Below are 17019 nucleotides of genomic sequence, written 5' to 3' on the forward strand. Positions count from 1 at the left end.
GCCCGGGCAGGTCAGGGGCGCAGCTCCTCCGTCCACCGGGTCATGCCCGCCAGCACCTCGGGGATCGGGTCCACGCCGATCCCGGGACCGGTGGGCACCGGCAGCCGGCCGTCCTTCAGCACGAAGGGCTCCGTGACGTCGAGGCTGAAGTACCGGCTCGACGCGCTGGTGTCACCGGGCAGGGTGAACCCGGGCAGCGCTGCCAGCGCCACGTTGGCCGCCCGGCCGATCCCGGTCTCCAGCATCCCGCCGCACCACACCGGGATCCCGCGCTCGCGGGCCAGGTCGTGGATGGCCAGCGACTCCAGGTAGCCGCCGGCCCGACCGGGCTTGATGTTGATGATCTCCGCGGCGCCGAACGCGATCGCGGACTCGGCCGACGCCAGCGAGATGATCGACTCGTCCAGGCACACGGGGGTGCTGATCTCGTCGGCGAGCAGCTTGTGCCCGAGCAGGTCGTCCTCGGGCAGCGGCTGCTCCACCAGCAGCAGGTCGTACTCGTCCAGCGGCGCCAGCAGGTGGAACTGCCCGCGCCGGTACGCCTGGTTGGCGTCCACCTGCAGCGGGACGTCGGGCCACCGCTCGCGCACGGCGGCCACCGGCGCGGCGTCCCAGCCGGGCTGGATCTTCAGCTTGATCCGCCGGTAGCCGGCGTCGAGGTACGACGCCACCTCGTCCAGCAGGGCCGGCACCGACTCGTCGGTCGGGATGCCCACGGACACCCCGCAGTCCACCTCGTCGGCGGTGGCCCCGAGGTAGGCCGCCAGCGACCGGTCCTCCCGGCGCAGCTGGGCGTCCAGCACGGCCGTCTCCACCGCGGCCTTCGCCATCGGGTGCCCCTGCACCGGGCGCAGCGCGCGGTGCACCGCCTCGGCGTCCGGGGCGCCGTCCTCGCCGCGGGCGGCCCAGGCCCGGGGCACCAGGTAGCGGCGGATCACGTCGATCGCCGCGTCCACGTACTCCGCGGAGTAGCCCGGCCACGACATCGCCACGCACTCCGCCCAGCCGGACACCCCGTCCGAGGTCACCGCCTCGACCAGCAGCACGTCGCGCACCGTCTCCGTGCCGAACGAGGTGCGGAAGGGCCGCACGAGCGGCACCTCCAGCCGGTGCAGCCGGACCAGGTCCAGCGTCGAGTCCGCGGTCATGCCGGAACCTCCACCACGTACGCCCCCTCGTCGGTCACGCCCACGACCCGACCGCCCCCGTCCAGCAGCGGCTGCAGCGCGTCCCGGACCTCGTGCCGCCACGCCAGCGCCCGGTCGGGGTGGGCGATCCGCAGGGCCACGACGTCGTCCGGCAGCGCCACCAGCACGGTCGCGGCGCGGCCACCGGTGGCGCGTGGTGCCCCGCCGTCGTCCACCGCGACCGCGTCGACCGCCCCGGCGGCCCGCAGTTCGGCGGCGTCGAGCACGGTCAGCCGTCCCGCCGCGGCGTCCGACGCCCGGTCCGAGCCGACGGCCCACCAGGCGAGCAGCCGGTCCGTCGGGCCGCCCGCGTTCACCTCGTCGTCCATCTCGCCGTAGAAGTCCGGCAGGTACGCACGGACCTCCGCCCCCAGCTTGACCAGGTTGAGTCGGGCGTTGCGGCGGACCAGGGGATCGAACGTCCACGCCACCACGGGAATCCCGAGGTCCAGCGCCCACCAGCGCTGGTGCAGCTTCAGCGCGGTCCCCACGTGGCGGTCCCGGAACACCGGCAGCACCGCGGCCATGTGCGAGTGCAGGTGCACCGCCCAGCCGCCGTCGTCGGCGCGGTGCCGGCCGATGAACGCCAACGCCGCCCCGACCGGACGGTCCCGCTCGTCGAACGCCGCGACGACGTAGCCGCCGGAGTGCGAGATGGCGCGCAGCATGTTCGCCGTCACCTGGGTGCCGCCACCGATGGTGGGCCACACCCGGTCGAACAGCACCCGGGCCACGTCGAGCTGGACCGGCCCGGACAGCTCGCGCACGGTCACGCCCGCGCGCTCCTGCGCGGCCTCGCTGGCCTCCAGCGCTGCCGCGCGCACGTCGTCGTGCCCGGTCGCGGTCACCGGACCATCCTGGCCGATGCCGGTCGCGCCGTCTCCCGGTCGCGCAGTCTCCCGGTCGCCGTCTCCCGGTCGCGCCGTCCGTCCGGGCATCCGGACACGGCGGCCGCGGCTGCGCCACCATGGGCCGGTGCGCGCCGGACCCGAGCTGCTGGACCTGCTGCGTCGTCGGACCGACGACATGGTGGAGTCGACCCGACTGCTGGTGCAGGCCGAGTCCCCGTCGTCGGACCTCGCGGCCTGCGAGCTGTGCGTCGAGGTCGCGGCGACGGTCGTGTCCGAGTGGCTCGGCGAGCGCGCCCGGGTCGAGGTGCACGGGGGCCGGCCGGTGCTGCGCTGGGGCCCGCCGTCGCCGCGCGTGCTGCTGCTGGGCCACCTCGACACCGTGTGGCCGGTCGGGACGCTGACGCGGCTGCCATGGACCGCCGACGAGGAGCGGATGACCGGACCGGGTGTCTTCGACATGAAAGCCGGTGCGGTGCAGGGCATCGCGGCCCTGGCCTCCCTGGCCCACCTGGACCTGGCACCGCTGCCCGGGGTCGGACTGCTGCTGACCACCGACGAGGAGACCGGCTCGCTGGCCTCGCGCGACCTGCTGCGGGAGGCGTCCTCCGCCGCCTCCGCGGTCCTGGTGCTGGAGCCATCGGTCGACGGGGCGCTGAAGACCGCCCGCAAGGGCACGTCCTGGTACGCGCTCACCCTGCACGGGCGCGCCGCCCACGCCGGTCTGGACCCCTACTCGGGCGTCAACGCGCTGACGGAGCTGGCCCACCTGGTGCACGACGCCACCACCTGGGCCGACCCCGGGGCCGGCACGACCGTGACTCCGACCACGGCAACGGCGGGAACCACCGCCAACACCGTGCCCGACCGGGCCGACCTCACCCTGGACGTGCGCGCCTGGACGTCGGCCGAGCAGCACCGGGTGGACCTGGCCGTGCGCGGCTGGCGCCCGCAGCACCACGAGGCGACGTACGAGGTCGGCGGCGGCATCGACCGCCCGGCGATGGAGGAGTCGGCGTCCGCCCCGCTGGACGCGCTGGCCCGCACCGCCGCCGATCGGCTGGGGATCGCGCTGCCCGCCGGACGCTCCGTCGGCGGGGCCAGCGACGGCAACCTGACCGCCGCCTGGGGCGTACCCACGCTCGACGGCCTCGGGGCGGTCGGTGCCGGGGCGCACGCGGACGACGAGTGGGCCTCAGTGCCGGCGCTGCCCGAGCGGGCCGCGCTGGTGGCCGCGCTGGCCGCGGACCTGCTGGACGGACCCGGCGCTGGGACAATCACCGGGTGACCGACGGACCGCTCATCGTCCAGAGCGACAAGACCCTGCTGCTGGAGGTCGACCACCCGGCCGCGGACGACTGCCGCCGGGCGATCGCCCCGTTCGCCGAGCTCGAGCGCGCCCCCGAGCACGTCCACACCTACCGGGTCACCCCGCTCGGCCTGTGGAACGCCCGCGCCGCCGGCCACGACGCCGAGCAGGTCGTCGACACGCTGCTCACCTACTCCCGCTACCCCGTCCCGCACGCGCTGCTGGTCGACGTCGCCGAGACGATGTCGAGGTACGGCCGGCTGCAGCTGCTGCAGCACCCGGCGCACGGGCTGGTGCTGCACGCGCTGGACCGGCCGGTGCTGGAGGAGGTGCTGCGCAGCGCCAAGGTCGCTCCCCTGCTGGGCACCCGCTTCGACGACGACACCGTGGCGGTCCACCCCAGCGAGCGCGGGCACCTCAAGCAGGTGCTGCTGCGGCTGGGGTGGCCCGCGGAGGACCTGGCCGGCTACGTCGACGGCGAGGCCCATCCCATCGCGCTCACCGAGGCCGGGTGGGCACTGCGCGACTACCAGCGGCACGCCGCAGAGTCGTTCTGGCACGGCGGTTCCGGCGTGGTCGTCCTCCCGTGCGGCGCCGGCAAGACGATCGTCGGCGCGGCCGCGATGGCCCTCGCCCAGGCGACCACGCTGATCCTGGTCACCAACACGGTGTCGGCCCGGCAGTGGAAGGCCGAGCTGATGCGGCGCACCACGCTGACCGAGAGCGAGATCGGCGAGTACTCCGGTGCCCGCAAGGAGATCCGACCGGTGACGATCGCGACCTACCAGGTGATGACGACCAAGCGGAAGGGCGTCTACCCGCACCTGGAGCTGTTCGACACCCGGGACTGGGGGCTGATCGTCTACGACGAGGTGCACCTGCTGCCGGCGCCGATCTTCCGCTTCACCGCCGACATCCAGTCCCGCCGCCGGTTGGGCCTGACGGCCACGCTGGTCCGCGAGGACGGGCGCGAGGGCGACGTGTTCTCCCTGATCGGGCCGAAGCGGTACGACGCACCGTGGAAGGAGATCGAGGCCCAGGGCTGGATCGCGCCGGCGGACTGCGTCGAGGTGCGCGTGACCCTGCCCGACCGCGACCGGCTGCTGTACGCGACCGCCGAGCCGGAGGACCGCTACCGGCTGGCGTCCAGCAGCCACGTGAAGAACCGGGTCGTGGAGTCTCTGGTCGCCCGGCACGCCGACGACCAGGTCCTGGTCATCGGGCAGTACCTCGACCAGCTCGCCGAGCTCGGCGAGCACCTTGGCGCGCCCGTCATCACCGGCGAGACGACCGTGAAGGAGCGCGAGCGGCTGTTCCAGGAGTTCCGCGACGGGGTCACGCCCGTGCTGGTCGTAAGCAAGGTGGCCAACTTCAGCGTGGACCTGCCCGAGGCGGGCATCGCGATCCAGGTGAGCGGCACGTTCGGGTCCCGGCAGGAGGAGGCCCAGCGGCTCGGCCGGGTGCTGCGCCCCAAGGGCGACTCGCGCACCGCGCACTTCTACGCCGTGGTCACCCGAGACACCGTCGACGCCGACTTCGCGCAGCACCGGCAGCGGTTCCTGGCCGAGCAGGGCTACGCGTACCGCATCGTCGACGCCGACGACGTATTGGACGGCCGCAGCTAGGCCCGCCACATCACCCACCGCGTCACGGACCACGGCACGGACCGCGGCACGGACCGCGGCACCGGCACGGCCCGCCCAGGTGGCGTGACGGCCCCGCGCCGGGCCGTCGGGTCTGGTCACCGTCTGGTCGCGCGAGCCCTAGCCTGGGCCCGTGTCCGACGCCTCGACGCCCGCTCCGGAGGCGACACCCGCCCCGGAGTCCGCCCGCAGCCCGGGCGCGCCGCCCCGGCCCGAGTCGCCGCCGGCAGCGGACGAGAAGCAGGTCCTGCTGCTGGTCGGGCTCTCGCTGCTGGTGGGGACGGTCGTGGCGTTCGCGGCCTCCGGCTTCGTCTGGCTGGAGCACGAGCTGCAGCACCTGGTGTGGCACTCCCTGCCGGAGGGCCTCGGCCTGGACTCGACCCCGTGGTGGTTCGTCGTCGCCGCGCTGCTGGTCGGCGCGGGCATCGTCATGCTGGCCTGGCGGATCCCCGGGGGTGGCTACGGCCACGCCCCGGTGCAGGGTCTGCACTTCGACGTCGGGCCGAGCCAGATCGCCTCGGTGCTGGTCGCCGCCCTCGGCAGCCTGGTGTTCGGCGCGGTCATCGGGCCGGAGGCGCCGCTGATCGCCCTCGGCACCGCCATCGGCGCCCTGCTCATGCGCGGGCGGCCGAAGCAGGTGGTCCAGCTGGCGATGGTCGTCGGAGGCGCGGCAGCGATCGGCGCGATCTTCGGCAACCCGCTGATCACCGCGTTCATGCTGCTGGAGTTCGCCGCCATGGGCCTGATGCCGGCGGCGATCCTGCTGCCGTCCTTCATCGCCCTGGGGGCCTCGTACGTCGTCCAGGTCGGCGTCGGCGCGTGGAACGGAGTGGGGACCGGCGCGATGGAGGTCCCCGGCCTCACCGCGATGACGCAGCTGACCTGGGGCGCCCTGCTGATGGCCGTGGTCGTCGGGGCGGTGGCCGCCGTGCTGGCCCTGGCGGCCCGCGAGGGCGGCGAGCGGATGCTGGCCCTCTTCACCAAGCGGCCGGCGCCGACGCTGCTGGTGACCGCGCTGGTCACCGCGGGCGCCGCGATCGTGGTGCAGGCGACCACCGACCAGGACGCCAGCATCGTGCTGTTCTCCGGGCAGGCGGCGATGCCGCAGCTGCTCGCGGAGACGTCCGTCGGCGCGGTCCTGCTGATCCTGGCGATGAAGATGGTGGCGTACGCGGTCGGCCTCGGCGGCGGCTTCCGCGGCGGACCGATCTTCCCGGGGCTGTTCCTCGGCGTCGGGGTGGGCGTGCTCACCGCGCTGGTGATCCCCGAGCTGTCGCAGGCCGGGATGGTCGTGGCGGGCATGGCCGGGGCGACGACCGCGGTGCTGCGACTGCCGCTGAGCGGTGCGCTGTTCGCGGTGTTCATCGGCGCCGGCGCCGGGGCCGAGGCCACCCCGCTGGCCATCATCGGCTCGGTCGTCGGCCTGCTGGCGCGGATGCTGCTGGACCGGATCGACGCCCGTCGCACCGCTGCCGATTTCGCGACCGCCACCGCGACCGCGACCGCGGGCAGCAGGGACGCCTGATCATGGGCTCCACGGCTCCTCCCGCGGCCGACATCCCGGACGACGCCCACGTCGCGGAGGAGGAGGTCCACCGCACCTCGCTGGCGGTGTACGCCACCATCACCCTGCTGGGGGTCACCGCGGCCGCGTCGTGGAAGAGGTTCGTCACCGACGAGCCCGAGCTCATCGTCACGCTGGTCGGCGCCTCGCTCGCCGTCGTCATCGCGCACGCCTGGTCCAGCGTGATGGCCCAGCGCCTGGTGCACGGGACCCGCCTCAGCCGCCGGCAGGTGACCACCGAGATCGTCGTCTCGCTGTCGTTCTTCATCGCCACCGGCATCGCGATCGCCGCCATCGTGCTGGGTCAGGTCGTGCTCGACCTGGAGTTCGCCGACACCGTGCTGCTGACCGAGCTCGTCCTCGTCGGCGCGCTGTTCGTCCTCGGCATGCTGGGGGCCCGCCGCGCGGGGACCGGCTGGTGGCGCGCCCTCGCCTGGGGGGCCGTGGACGCCTCGATCGGAGTCGTGATCATGGTGCTCAAGCTGGTGCTGGGCGGCTGATCACACCGGGCGGCGGTAACGCCGGGCGCTGGTCACACCAGCTTCGGGTAGGCCAGCAGCAGGCCGGCGGCCACCAGGAACAGCACCAGCGCGGCCCCCAGTAACGCCCACTGCGCCGCACTCGACTTCATCCGCCCGGACACGGCGGCGAAGAACAGCACGGTGGCGAACAGCACGGCGAGCAGCGTGTAGTTGTCGCCGCGCTGGTTGTTCTCCAGCGCCTCGGCGAACTTCTGCTCCGCCCGGTCGTCCGCCGCCTGGGCCGCCGCGCGCTCGGGCAGGTCGTACTCCGGCATCGAGAAGGGCGAGCTCGGCGCGTCCGGATTGGTCCGCGGCGACAAGGCGATCCATGCGGCGAAGGCGGCGTCCAGCGGCTCGGGGAACCGCTCGGACAGGAAGTCCATCAACTCCTGGTTGTCGTCGCCGGCCGCCTGCAGCCACTGGGTGAACAGCCCTACCTGGATGCCCTGTCGCGCGTTGGCGGCCGCGTCCTGCCGCGACGCCTCGATCCGCGCCGACGACGCCTGGCTGAAGGAGATCGACATCGCGCCGCCCCACTTGCTGGACTGGAACGCCGACCACGCGGTGAGGATCGCGGTGACCGAGAGCAGGATCACGGCGACGAACTCGCGCCAGTCGACGTCCTCGAAGCGACCTGCGGTGTGCTGCCCCCCGCCGCGCTGGCCCCCGGCGGCCTGCCCGCCGCCGCGCTCCCCGCCGGCCGCGCGCTCCTCGCTCGCGTCGCCCCGCGTCCGGTCGGCCGCACCCACCCGCGCAGTATGGCGCCGGGTGCGGGGCCGTCAGGCCGGATCGCCGAGGTCCAGCCGCACCTCGGAGGCGACCTCGAACGAGATCTCGTTCAGGTGGCTGAGTCCGGGCAGGGGGATGTGCACGTCCTGGAAGGTGGCGCTTCCACCGAGGGTGAGCCGGCCCCCACCCGCGTGCTGGGCGGTCACGGTCATCGGGACCACGACGTCGCCGGCCCTCGCGTCGCCGGCGAAGTCCCACGGCCCGCCGTGGGTGGTACCCGCGGCCGCGCGGGCGTCGAACACCAGCCGCTCGCCGTTGCCCCGCGACACCAGCACCCGGGCGGCCGCCTGCAGCAGCGGGTTGCCGGTGGTCAGCTGGTCCAGGCCGAGTTCCAGCCGCAGCCCCGTCCCGTCCTGTGTGTCACCGCCGGTGTCACCCGCACCGGCGTCACCCGCACCGAGCCGGAAGACCCCGCCGAGCACCGGTGCCGATGCCTCGAGCCGGATCAGCCCGATCCGGGCGGTCTTGAGATGGACCAGCGGGGGGCCGGCGATGTCGATCTGCCAGGAACCCGGCGGGATCGCGGCGGAGGAGGAGGACATACCCGCAGCCTGGCAGACGGACACCCGCCGGCGCCGTCACTCCGGCCTCACCCGTCACCCCACCCGGATCATCTGCCCGCGTTCACCCCCGACACGCCGAACGACGAGGGCACACGATCCGCTCAGCGGATCGTGTGCCCTCGTCGGGTAGGTCGACGTGGGCCCGGTTCGGGGGGGGTGACCGGACCGCGCGTCAGACCCGTGGGTCGGACCTCCGGATCAGAAGTCCATGTCCCCGCCGCCCGGCATCGCCGGGGCGGCCGCCTTCTCCGGCTTGTCCGCCACCACGGCCTCCGTGGTGAGGAACAGCCCGGCGATCGACGCGGCGTTCTGCAGCGCCGAGCGGGTGACCTTGGCCGGGTCGATGATGCCCGCCTTCACCAGGTCGACGTACTCACCGGTGGCGGCGTTGAGGCCCCAGCCCGGCTCGAGGTGGCGCACCTTCTCCGCCACGACGCCGCCCTCGAGGCCGGCGTTGACCGCGATCTGCTTGAGCGGGGCCTCCACGGCCACGCGCACGATCCCGGCGCCGGTCGCCTGGTCGCCGTCGAGCTCCAGACCGGCGAACGCCTTCTCCGACGCCTGCAGCAGGGCGACGCCGCCACCGGCGACGATGCCCTCCTCGACGGCGGCCTTCGCGTTGCGCACGGCGTCCTCGATGCGGTGCTTGCGCTCCTTCAGCTCGACCTCGGTCGCCGCGCCCGCCTTGATGACGGCCACGCCGCCGGCCAGCTTGGCCAGCCGCTCCTGCAGCTTCTCGCGGTCGTAGTCGGAGTCGCTCTTCTCGATCTCGGCGCGGATCTGGCTCACGCGGCCCGCGATCTGCTCGGGGTCGCCGGCGCCCTCGACGATCGTCGTCTCGTCCTTGGTGACGACGACCTTGCGGGCGCGGCCGAGCAGCTCCAGCCCGGTGTTCTCCAGCTTCAGGCCGACCTCCTCGGAGATCACCTGGCCGCCGGTCAGGATCGCGATGTCCTGCAGCATCGCCTTGCGACGGTCACCGAAGCCGGGGGCCTTGACGGCGACCGAGCGGAAGGTGCCGCGGATCTTGTTGACGACCAGGGTGGCCAGCGCCTCGCCCTCGACGTCCTCGGCGATGATCGCCAGCGGCTTGCCCGACTGCATGACCTTCTCCAGGATCGGCAGCAGGTCCTTGACCGCGGAGATCTTGGAGTTCGCGATGAGGATGTACGGGTCCTCCAGGACCGCCTCCATCCGCTCCGCGTCGGTGACGAAGTACGGCGAGATGTAGCCCTTGTCGAAGCGCATGCCCTCGGTGAGCTCGAGCTCCAGGCCGAAGGTGTTGCTCTCCTCGACGGTGATGACGCCTTCCTTGCCGACCTTGTCCATCGCCTCGGCGATGATCTCGCCGACCTCGGGGTCGGCCGCGGAGATGGACGCGGTGGCCGCGATCTGCTCCTTGGTCTCGACCTCCTTGGCCATGTCGAGCAGCTCGGCACTGACGGCCTCGACGGCCTTCTCGATGCCGCGCTTGAGGCCCATCGGGTTGGCGCCGGCCGCGACGTTGCGCAGGCCCTCACGGACCAGCGCCTGCGCGAGGACCGTCGCCGTGGTGGTGCCGTCACCGGCCACGTCGTCGGTCTTCTTCGCGACCTCCTTGACCAGCTCGGCCCCGATCTTCTCGTACGGGTCCTCGAGCTCGATCTCCTTGGCGATGGACACACCGTCGTTGGTGATCGTGGGCGCGCCCCACTTCTTCTCCAGCACGACGTTGCGGCCCTTCGGGCCGAGGGTGACCTTGACGGCGTCGGCGAGGGTGTTCATGCCCCGCTCGAGCGCGCGACGGGCTTCCTCGTCGAACGCGATGATCTTTGCCATGGGGTGGGGTTCCTCCCGGAACGCATCGGGGTCGCACCGACCGACGCCCGCGACGGACGGTCGGGACGGGGGCGTTCCTTCCGCACCCCGCCGTCGACCTCGCCGGTCGATGTGGGTCCTGCCACTCGCGTTATCACTCGGACCTCGCGAGTGCTAACGGACATGTTGGCACTCGACCCTGGCGAGTGCAAGTCGCGCCCCGGCCGACCGACCGTCGCCCCGGCCCCGCCCCGCCCCGTGCCGGCCCGCGCCAGGGAGCGACACACGATCTTCCGCGGAAGATCATCACCGGCGGACACCGCCATGTCCCCCAACTGAGCCCCGGCGCACCCCAGGTGAGCACCGCTCAGCCCCTCCGGCGCGGCCTCAAGGGCCTGGAGTGGATCTTCCGCGGAAGATCGACTTCGCTCCGTCGGGCGTGCCAGCGCGCGGATCATGGTGCGAGCACCAGACGACCGGGTGGCACCGTCGACCCGGTCACCGTGCAGCACCACGCGCGCGGGGAACGCGCGGGGGAAGTGGATCTTCCGCGGAAGATCGACTTCCGGTCTCGGGGTACCCGCGCGGACGACCAGGGGCAGGGGTACGCCGACATCCGCGGACGCAAGGGCCACAAGCACGCGACACGGGACGCGCCCAAGGAGCACGATGGGGTCGCAGGGTCGGACCACGGGTCCGGCCCCCGACCCCCTCGACGGGACCGCATCGGGAAGGAGGGGTCATGACGGAGTACGACCGCACCGTGTCCGGTCGGCGTGGCTGGCGCGAGGACCCCGCCCGCGACGTGATGGACGAGCTGTACCGGGAGCTGTCGGAGGACCTCGGCACCGACGGACCGGAGGAGACGTTCGGGCATCCCGACGACAGCCGGGTCGGCCGGCTGATCGAGGACGACGAGGGCTGGCGCCCGGACGAGACCAGCGACACCATCGCGCACGACTCGCACGACGTCGACGGGCTGTCGGCCGAGGAGGCCGCGATGCACTACATGGACGAGGAGGCGCTGGACGCCGACGACGCCAGCCTGCGGGCCGACGTCGAACTCGCCGACGTCGAACTCGCCATCGACCGGCTCGAGCAGCCCTGACCGCGCCGCTCGCCTCGTGCGACGCGTCGCCCGGCAGCGAGTGAGGCCCCACCTGACATAACCTCGCCCGGATTCACCCGTTCGGAGTATTCAGACGGGCGGCCCCGGTGCCGATGACGTGAGTGTGGCCCGCCCCCTGCGGCGGGCCTCGTCGCGTCCGGGGGTCGCTACCCGCCGGCCACCGCGGGGATGACCGACACCGACGCACCGTCCCGGGTCGCCGTCTCCAGGCCGTCGGCGAACCGGACGTCCTCGTCGTCGACGTAGACGTTGACGAACCGGCGCAGCCGGCCGTCGTCGTCCAGCACCCGCGCCCCGATCCCCGGTGCCGTGGCCTCGAGCGCCGTGAGCACGCCGGCCAGCGTGGCGCGGTCCGGCTGCACGACGACCTGCGCCTGGCCACCGGTGTAGGAGCGCAGGATGGTTGGGATCCGCACGGTCACCGCCACGCCGCCGCCCGCCACGCCGCCGCCCGCCACGCCGCCGCCCGCCACGCCGCCGCCCGCCACGCCGCTCACCGCCCGGCCAGCGCGAGCAGCGCCTCGTCGGCGTCCGCGTCGACGGTCGCGGTCGGGCCGACGTGCCCCGCGACCGCGTCGAGGGTCTTCAGCCCGTCGCCGGTGTTGAGGATCACCGTCTCGGCGTCCGGGTCCAGCCGGCCCTCGGCCAGCAGCCGGCGCAGCGTCGCGACGACGACGCCGCCCGCCGTCTCGGCGAAGACGCCCTCCGTCCGCGCGAGCAGCCGGATGCCGTCGACGACCTCCTCGTCGCTGACCGCGCCCACCGCGCCGCCGGTCCGCCGCACCACGTCCAGCGCGTACGGGCCGTCCGCGGGGTTACCGATCGCCAGCGACTTGGCGATGGTGTCCGGCCGGACCGGGCGGACGACCTCGTGCCCGGCGTCGAACGCCTGCGCCACCGGCGAGCAGCCGGTGGCCTGGGCGCCGAAGACGGCGTACGGCGTCGCGTCGACCAGGCCGAGCGCCGCCAGCTCCCGCCACGCCTTGTCCACCTTGGTCAGCAGCGACCCGGACGCGACAGGGACGACGACCTGCTGCGGCAGCCGCCAGCCGAGCTGCTCGGCGACCTCGTACCCCAGCGTCTTGGACCCCTCGGCGTAGTACGGCCGCAGGTTGACGTTGACGAACCCCCAGTCGTCGGTGACGGGGTCGCCGACCAGCTCGCTGCAGAGCCGGTTGACGTCGTCGTACGAGCCGCGCACCGCCAGCAGCGTCCCGCCGTACGCCGCGGTCGTCACGGTCTTGCCGGCCTCGAGGTCGGACGGGATGACCACGACCGAGCGCTGGCCGGCGCGCGCGGCGGCGGCCGCGACCGCGTTGGCCAGGTTGCCGGTGGAGGCGCACGCCAGCGTCCCGAGGCCGAGGCGGCGGGCCGCGGACTGGGCGACCGCCACGACCCGGTCCTTGAACGAGTGGGTCGGGTTGCCGCTGTCGTCCTTGACCCACAGCCGGCGCAGGCCGAGCTCGGCGGCCAGGTTGTCGGCGCGGACCAGCCGGGTGCCGCCGGGCTGCAGGTTGGGCTCGTCGCCGGCGTACGGGGCGACCGGCAGCAGGCTGGCGTAGCGCCAGATCGACGCCGGGCCGGCCTCGATCCGGGCGCGGGTCACGTCGCGGAACTCGTAGCCGACCTCGAGCGGGCCGAAGCACTCCGCGCAGGCGTACGCGGCACCGAGGTCGTAGGTGGCCCCGCACTCGCGGCAGCACAGGTGGGAGGCCGGACCGAAGTCAGAAGCGGAGCGGACGCGCGCGGGCGCGTCGACAAGAGTGGTCATCAGCGAGGCCTTTCTCCTCATCTGTCCCCGCACCGTTCGGTGGGGGTCGGACTTGGCACCGGTCCCGCCGGCCTCGCGACAGCAAGGAGAAACGGGATGGTTGCCGGGGCTTCATCGGGCCGTTCCCTCTGCCCCTCGGGATGAGCGTGTTCAGTTGTGTCGCCGGTCTCCCGCGCACGCGGGCGCCGCAGCGATGGCGGAGACTGTACAAGTCACCGCCGATCCGACGCCAGAGGGGTGCCAGCATGCGGGCAGACGCGCGCGACTGGTTCGCCCGCCGCACCTCCTCGGCCGCCGACTGGCCCGTTCCCGCGCTGCGCCGGGCCAAGGGGTCGACCACCGTCGCGGTGGTCTTGCCCGCCCTGGACGAGGAGGAGACGGTCGGCGACATCGTGACGTCGATCCGGACCGCGCTGATGGGGGGCGCGCAGCACGGCGACGACCCGCTGGTGGACGACCTGGTCGTCGTGGACTCCGGCAGCAGCGACCGGACCGGAGCCGTTGCCGCCCAGGCAGGGGCCCGCGTCGTGCACCGCGACGAGGTCCTGCCCGGCATCCCGGCCGTCGCGGGGAAGGGCGACACCATGTGGCGCGGGCTCGCGGCCACCACCGCCGACGTGGTCGTGTTCGTCGACGCCGACCTGCGCTCGTTCACCCCCGCGTACGTCACCGGGCTGCTCGGTCCGCTGCTGGCCGACCCGGGAGTGGCGCTGGTCAAGGCGATCTACGAGCGGCCGCTGGTGCAGGGCGCGGACGTCGTCGAGGCCGGCGGCGGCCGCGTCACCGAGCTGGTGGCCCGCCCGCTGCTCAACCTGGCCTGGCCGCAGCTGGCCGGCGTGGTCCAGCCGCTGGCCGGGGAGTACGCCGGGCGCCGGTCACTGCTGGAGCGGCTGCCGTTCCCGTGCGGCTACGGGGTGGAGCTCGCCCTGCTGGTCGACACCGTCGAGCTGCTCGGCCTGGACGCGGTCGCCCAGGTCGACCTCGGGGTACGGGTGCACCGCCACCACGACGAGCGGCGGCTGGGCCGGATGGCCGGGGAGATCTGGCAGACCGCGCTGGACCGGCTGGACCCGGACGGGCGGCTGCGCCGCGACCGGGACCTGGGCACGACGATCACGGTGTTCGACCGAGGGCCGGAGGGGTTCGTGCTGTCCGAGCGCGAGGTGCTGGCGCTGACGCGACCGCCGCTGGTGACGGTGCCGGAGTACGCCGGGCGGGCGCAGGTGGCGGAGCCGACCTAGGACCGGGGCGATGGGGGCCCGCCGGAGCCGCCGGAGCCGCCGTCGGGCTGGGAGCCCGGCGCTACAGCTCGATGCCGAGGCGACGCGCCGACCGAGCCCGCTGGCGGGCCGCCCGCATCCGGCGCAGCCGCTTGATCAGCATCGGGTCGAAGGCGAGGGCGGCCGGCTGGTCCAGCAGGGCGTTGAGGATCTGGTAGTAGCGGGTCGCGCTCATGTCGAACAGGTCACGGATCGCCTGCTCCTTGGCGCCGGCGTACTTCCACCACTGCCGCTCGAACTCCAGGATCCGACGGTCGCGCTCGCTGAGCGTGTCGTCGTCGTGCGCGCGGTCGAGCGGGGATCGCGCGACGTCCATGGGGCTCTCCTCGCGGTCGTCGGCGGGCGGGGCGGCGGCCTCGGCCTGCTCGTCCGAGACGTCACCCGGGAGCAGGGCACCCGGGGCGCGGCCATCGTAGGACGCGAATCCCACCGCTGTCATTCACCTCCGCCCGCTCCGCGTGCCGCCCGGCATCCCGTCGAGCGCGCCGACGTGGCGCACTACCCTGCCCGACCATGGTCCCCCAGCAGCCGTACGCCCGTCACATCGCGTCCCTCCCGCTCGAGCCCGGCGACCTCGACCCCGGGCAGGTCGTGGCGGGGGCGCCCCGGGTGCTGGGGGCGGATCTCGACGTGCCCGGCGGACTGGCCGCGGGGGTCTGGGAGCACACCGCGGGGACGTCCACCGACGTCGAGGTCGACGAGGTGTTCGTGGTGGTGTCCGGACGGGCGACCGTCGCCGTCGAGGGGGGACCGGTGCTGGAGGTGGGCCCGGGCGACGTCGGAGTGCTGACGGCCGGGGCGCGCACCACCTGGACGGTGCACGAGGACCTGCGCAAGGTCTGGGTCACCCGGGCCTGACGCCGGTGCCCGTCGGCACGGGACGCCCGCCGCTGGCCCCGGCCCGGGTGTGGCTGCCCTCCTGGCTGCTGCTGGTGGTCGTGTGGGGCTTCGCGTTCCTGTTCATCAAGGTGGCCGTCGAGGTCCTGGCCCCGCTGCAGGTCGCCTTCGGCCGGGTGGCGCTCGGTGCCGCCGTCGTCCTGGTCCTGGTCGCGGTGACGCGGCGGCGGCTGCCCCGCGACTGGCGCGCCTGGCGGGACGTGTCAGTGGTGGCGCTGTTCCTGCACACCGCGCCGTTCACGCTGTTCGCCTTCGGGGAGACCCGGATCTCCTCCGTGCTCGCGGGCATCTGGAACGCCACCACGCCGCTGTGGGCGGTTCTCTTCGGGCTGGCGCTGCTGCCCGAGGAGCGGCTGACGCGGGAGCGGCTGGCCGGCCTCACCCTCGGCTTCGTCGGCGTCCTGGTGGTCCTCGGCGTCTGGCAGGGCGTGGGCGGGGCCGACCTGCTCGGCAGCGCCGCGTGCGTGGCGGCCACCGCCTGCTACGGGGTCGGGGTGTCGCTGACCAGGCGGCTGCTGTCCGGCCGGCCCGAGGGCCCGCTGCCGGTGGTCGCGGCCCAGCTGACCAGCGGCTCCCTGCAGCTGGCGGTCCTGGTGCTGCTCTTCACCGCGCCGCCGGGGTCCCTCCCCCTCGACGTGGTCGGGGCCATGCTGCTGCTCGGGGTGGCCTCGACCGGGCTGGCGTTCGTCCTCAACTTCCGGATCGTCCGCGACGCCGGGCCGGTCGTGTCGGCGGCGACGACGTACGCCACCCCGCTGGTGTCCACGGTCGCCGGGGTGGTCCTGCTCGGCGAGCCGCTGGCGTGGTACCAGCCGGTGGGTGCCGTCGTGGTGCTGTCCGGGGTGGCCCTGATCCAGGGCCTGGTCCGGCTGCCGCGCCGCGCTCGCCCGGAGGGCTGACCGGCTATTCCTCGGCGGCGTCCCGGCGCTCCCGCTCCGCGGCCTCCTCGGCCTCCTCGCGCTGCTGGTGCCGGATCCGCAGCCGGATGATCACCCAGGAGAACGCGTAGCCCAGCCCGTTGGTCGCCCAGTGCAGGCCCATCGGCGCCAGCAGGCTGCCGGAGAACAGCCGCAGCCCGTTGAACACCACCCCGGCCAGCCCGGTACCGAGGACCGACAGGCCGACCGCGAGCACGTTGCCGCGCCTGCCCTCGCCCACGACGGACCCGAGCGCGGCGTTCTGCTCGTGCGTGCCGATGGACGGCAGCACGTGCCAGAAGCCGAACAGCACCGCGGAGATCACGATGGCCCACACCACCCCGAACCGGCGGGCCAGCATCGAGAACAGCACGCCGCGGAAGGCCACCTCCTCCAGCAGCACGGTGCCGAACGGCACCTCGACGAGCGCGTTGAACACCAGCCGTCCCGCGCTGAGGTCGACCATCCGCTCGTCGTGGAACGCCTGCCGGGTCTTCCGCAGCGACGCGCCCACGAGGTAGACGAGGGTCACCACGCCGATGCACAGCGAGCCCCAGATCAGCCCGGGGATGAAGTAGCCCAGGCCCAGGCCCATGTCGGTGAACGAGTTGCCGTCGAGCAGGCCGAGGGCGAGCAGCGCGGTGGAGCCGGCGAACGCCCACAGCAGGTAGTGCTCCTGCGGGGCGACCCGGTTGTTGACGACGTTGAGCACGACCAGCGCGACCAGCACGGCCACCAGCGGCCACCAGGGCAGGCCGGACACCTGCTCGGGGGCCACGATGTGGAACACCCGCGACCTCCCCG

Annotated in this window: 17 protein-coding genes and 1 riboswitch; of the genes, 8 read left to right on the forward strand and 9 right to left on the reverse strand. The window is 73.8% G+C overall.

Annotated features, from left to right (window positions below; translation table 11 throughout):
• Positions 1–11: 11 nt before the first annotated feature.
• Positions 12–1148: an o-succinylbenzoate synthase gene (menC, locus tag R2737_06705; protein ID MEZ5115940.1), complete on the reverse strand. Its 1137-nt coding sequence runs from the start codon at positions 1146–1148 to the stop codon at positions 12–14.
• Entirely contained in the window at positions 1145–2035 is an 891-nt protein-coding gene (locus tag R2737_06710; GenBank protein ID MEZ5115941.1) for a hypothetical protein, read from the reverse strand. The genes menC and R2737_06710 overlap by 4 nt, the downstream gene beginning before the upstream one ends.
• A gap of 127 nt (positions 2036–2162) precedes the next feature.
• On the opposite strand from R2737_06710, the gene R2737_06715 reads away from it, so the two are divergent.
• The 4 genes from R2737_06715 to R2737_06730 all read left to right on the forward strand — a co-directional run bounded on the left by R2737_06715 (position 2163) and on the right by R2737_06730 (position 7051).
• On the forward strand, positions 2163–3323 hold the full coding sequence (locus R2737_06715) for a M20/M25/M40 family metallo-hydrolase (protein ID MEZ5115942.1): 1161 nt from the start codon (positions 2163–2165) through the stop codon (positions 3321–3323).
• Positions 3320–4969: a DEAD/DEAH box helicase gene (locus R2737_06720; GenBank protein MEZ5115943.1), complete on the forward strand. Its 1650-nt coding sequence runs from the start codon at positions 3320–3322 to the stop codon at positions 4967–4969. Before R2737_06715 ends, R2737_06720 begins: the two co-directional genes overlap by 4 nt.
• Positions 4970–5120: 151 nt before the next feature.
• Positions 5121–6512, forward strand: coding sequence for a chloride channel protein (locus R2737_06725; GenBank protein ID MEZ5115944.1), 1392 nt, complete (start codon positions 5121–5123; stop codon positions 6510–6512).
• Positions 6513–6514: 2 nt separating this feature from the next.
• Positions 6515–7051: a hypothetical protein gene (locus R2737_06730; GenBank protein ID MEZ5115945.1), complete on the forward strand. Its 537-nt coding sequence runs from the start codon at positions 6515–6517 to the stop codon at positions 7049–7051.
• A 32-nt stretch (positions 7052–7083) separates the two neighbouring features.
• Here the strand turns inward: R2737_06730 and R2737_06735 are convergent, their stop codons facing one another.
• From R2737_06735 to groL, 3 genes are all read right to left on the reverse strand, one after another.
• Complete coding sequence (locus R2737_06735; GenBank protein MEZ5115946.1) at positions 7084–7821, reverse strand: hypothetical protein; 738 nt, start codon at positions 7819–7821, stop codon at positions 7084–7086.
• A 30-nt stretch (positions 7822–7851) separates the two neighbouring features.
• Positions 7852–8403: a hypothetical protein gene (locus R2737_06740; protein ID MEZ5115947.1), complete on the reverse strand. Its 552-nt coding sequence runs from the start codon at positions 8401–8403 to the stop codon at positions 7852–7854.
• Between the two features lie 219 nt (positions 8404–8622).
• Positions 8623–10242, reverse strand: coding sequence for a chaperonin GroEL (gene groL / locus R2737_06745; GenBank protein ID MEZ5115948.1), 1620 nt, complete (start codon positions 10240–10242; stop codon positions 8623–8625).
• A gap of 721 nt (positions 10243–10963) precedes the next feature.
• Between groL and R2737_06750 the strand changes: the two genes are divergently transcribed.
• Complete coding sequence (locus R2737_06750) at positions 10964–11329, forward strand: DUF5709 domain-containing protein (GenBank protein MEZ5115949.1); 366 nt, start codon at positions 10964–10966, stop codon at positions 11327–11329.
• Between the two features lie 167 nt (positions 11330–11496).
• On the opposite strand, the gene R2737_06755 is transcribed toward R2737_06750, so the two are convergent.
• Both R2737_06755 and thrC read right to left on the reverse strand, forming a co-directional pair.
• On the reverse strand, positions 11497–11847 hold the full coding sequence (locus R2737_06755; GenBank protein MEZ5115950.1) for a ubiquitin-like small modifier protein 1: 351 nt from the start codon (positions 11845–11847) through the stop codon (positions 11497–11499).
• Positions 11844–13121 carry a threonine synthase gene (gene thrC / locus R2737_06760; GenBank protein MEZ5115951.1) on the reverse strand — a complete coding sequence of 426 codons (1278 nt, stop codon included), beginning with the start codon at positions 13119–13121 and terminating at the stop codon, positions 11844–11846. Before thrC ends, R2737_06755 begins: the two co-directional genes overlap by 4 nt.
• A gap of 14 nt (positions 13122–13135) precedes the next feature.
• A riboswitch (SAM riboswitch) is annotated at positions 13136–13268 on the reverse strand.
• A 98-nt stretch (positions 13269–13366) separates the two neighbouring features.
• Between thrC and R2737_06765 the strand changes: the two genes are divergently transcribed.
• Entirely contained in the window at positions 13367–14362 is a 996-nt protein-coding gene (locus tag R2737_06765; GenBank protein MEZ5115952.1) for a glucosyl-3-phosphoglycerate synthase, read from the forward strand.
• Positions 14363–14423: 61 nt separating this feature from the next.
• Here the strand turns inward: R2737_06765 and R2737_06770 are convergent, their stop codons facing one another.
• Positions 14424–14831: a DUF3263 domain-containing protein gene (locus tag R2737_06770; GenBank protein ID MEZ5115953.1), complete on the reverse strand. Its 408-nt coding sequence runs from the start codon at positions 14829–14831 to the stop codon at positions 14424–14426.
• Between the two features lie 83 nt (positions 14832–14914).
• Here R2737_06770 and R2737_06775 point away from each other — a divergent pair, with 83 nt between their 5' ends.
• A complete protein-coding gene (locus tag R2737_06775; protein MEZ5115954.1) occupies positions 14915–15259 on the forward strand; it encodes a cupin domain-containing protein in 345 nt (114 codons plus the stop codon).
• Between the two features lie 5 nt (positions 15260–15264).
• Complete coding sequence (locus tag R2737_06780; GenBank protein MEZ5115955.1) at positions 15265–16197, forward strand: DMT family transporter; 933 nt, start codon at positions 15265–15267, stop codon at positions 16195–16197.
• Positions 16198–16201: 4 nt separating this feature from the next.
• On the opposite strand, the gene R2737_06785 is transcribed toward R2737_06780, so the two are convergent.
• Entirely contained in the window at positions 16202–17005 is an 804-nt protein-coding gene (locus tag R2737_06785; protein MEZ5115956.1) for a CPBP family intramembrane glutamic endopeptidase, read from the reverse strand.
• Between the last annotated feature and the right edge of the window lie 14 nt (positions 17006–17019).

It is taken from the genome of Candidatus Nanopelagicales bacterium (assembly GCA_041393815.1).
Taxonomy (GTDB): Bacteria; Actinomycetota; Actinomycetes; order S36-B12; family JAWKJK01; genus JAWKJK01.

Bases quoted from the DNA above. Each gene is read 5' to 3' on its own strand.
- menC (MEZ5115940.1), bottom strand. From the start codon at position 1,148: ATGACCGCGGACTCGACGCTGGACCTGGTCCGGCTGCACCGGCTGGAG.
- R2737_06730 (MEZ5115945.1), top strand. From the start codon at position 6,515: ATGGGCTCCACGGCTCCTCCCGCGGCCGACATCCCGGACGACGCCCAC.
- R2737_06740 (MEZ5115947.1), bottom strand. From the start codon at position 8,403: ATGTCCTCCTCCTCCGCCGCGATCCCGCCGGGTTCCTGGCAGATCGAC.
- groL (MEZ5115948.1), bottom strand. From the start codon at position 10,242: ATGGCAAAGATCATCGCGTTCGACGAGGAAGCCCGTCGCGCGCTCGAG.
- R2737_06750 (MEZ5115949.1), top strand. From the start codon at position 10,964: ATGACGGAGTACGACCGCACCGTGTCCGGTCGGCGTGGCTGGCGCGAG.
- thrC (MEZ5115951.1), bottom strand. From the start codon at position 13,121: ATGACCACTCTTGTCGACGCGCCCGCGCGCGTCCGCTCCGCTTCTGAC.
- R2737_06765 (MEZ5115952.1), top strand. From the start codon at position 13,367: ATGCGGGCAGACGCGCGCGACTGGTTCGCCCGCCGCACCTCCTCGGCC.
- R2737_06775 (MEZ5115954.1), top strand. From the start codon at position 14,915: ATGGTCCCCCAGCAGCCGTACGCCCGTCACATCGCGTCCCTCCCGCTC.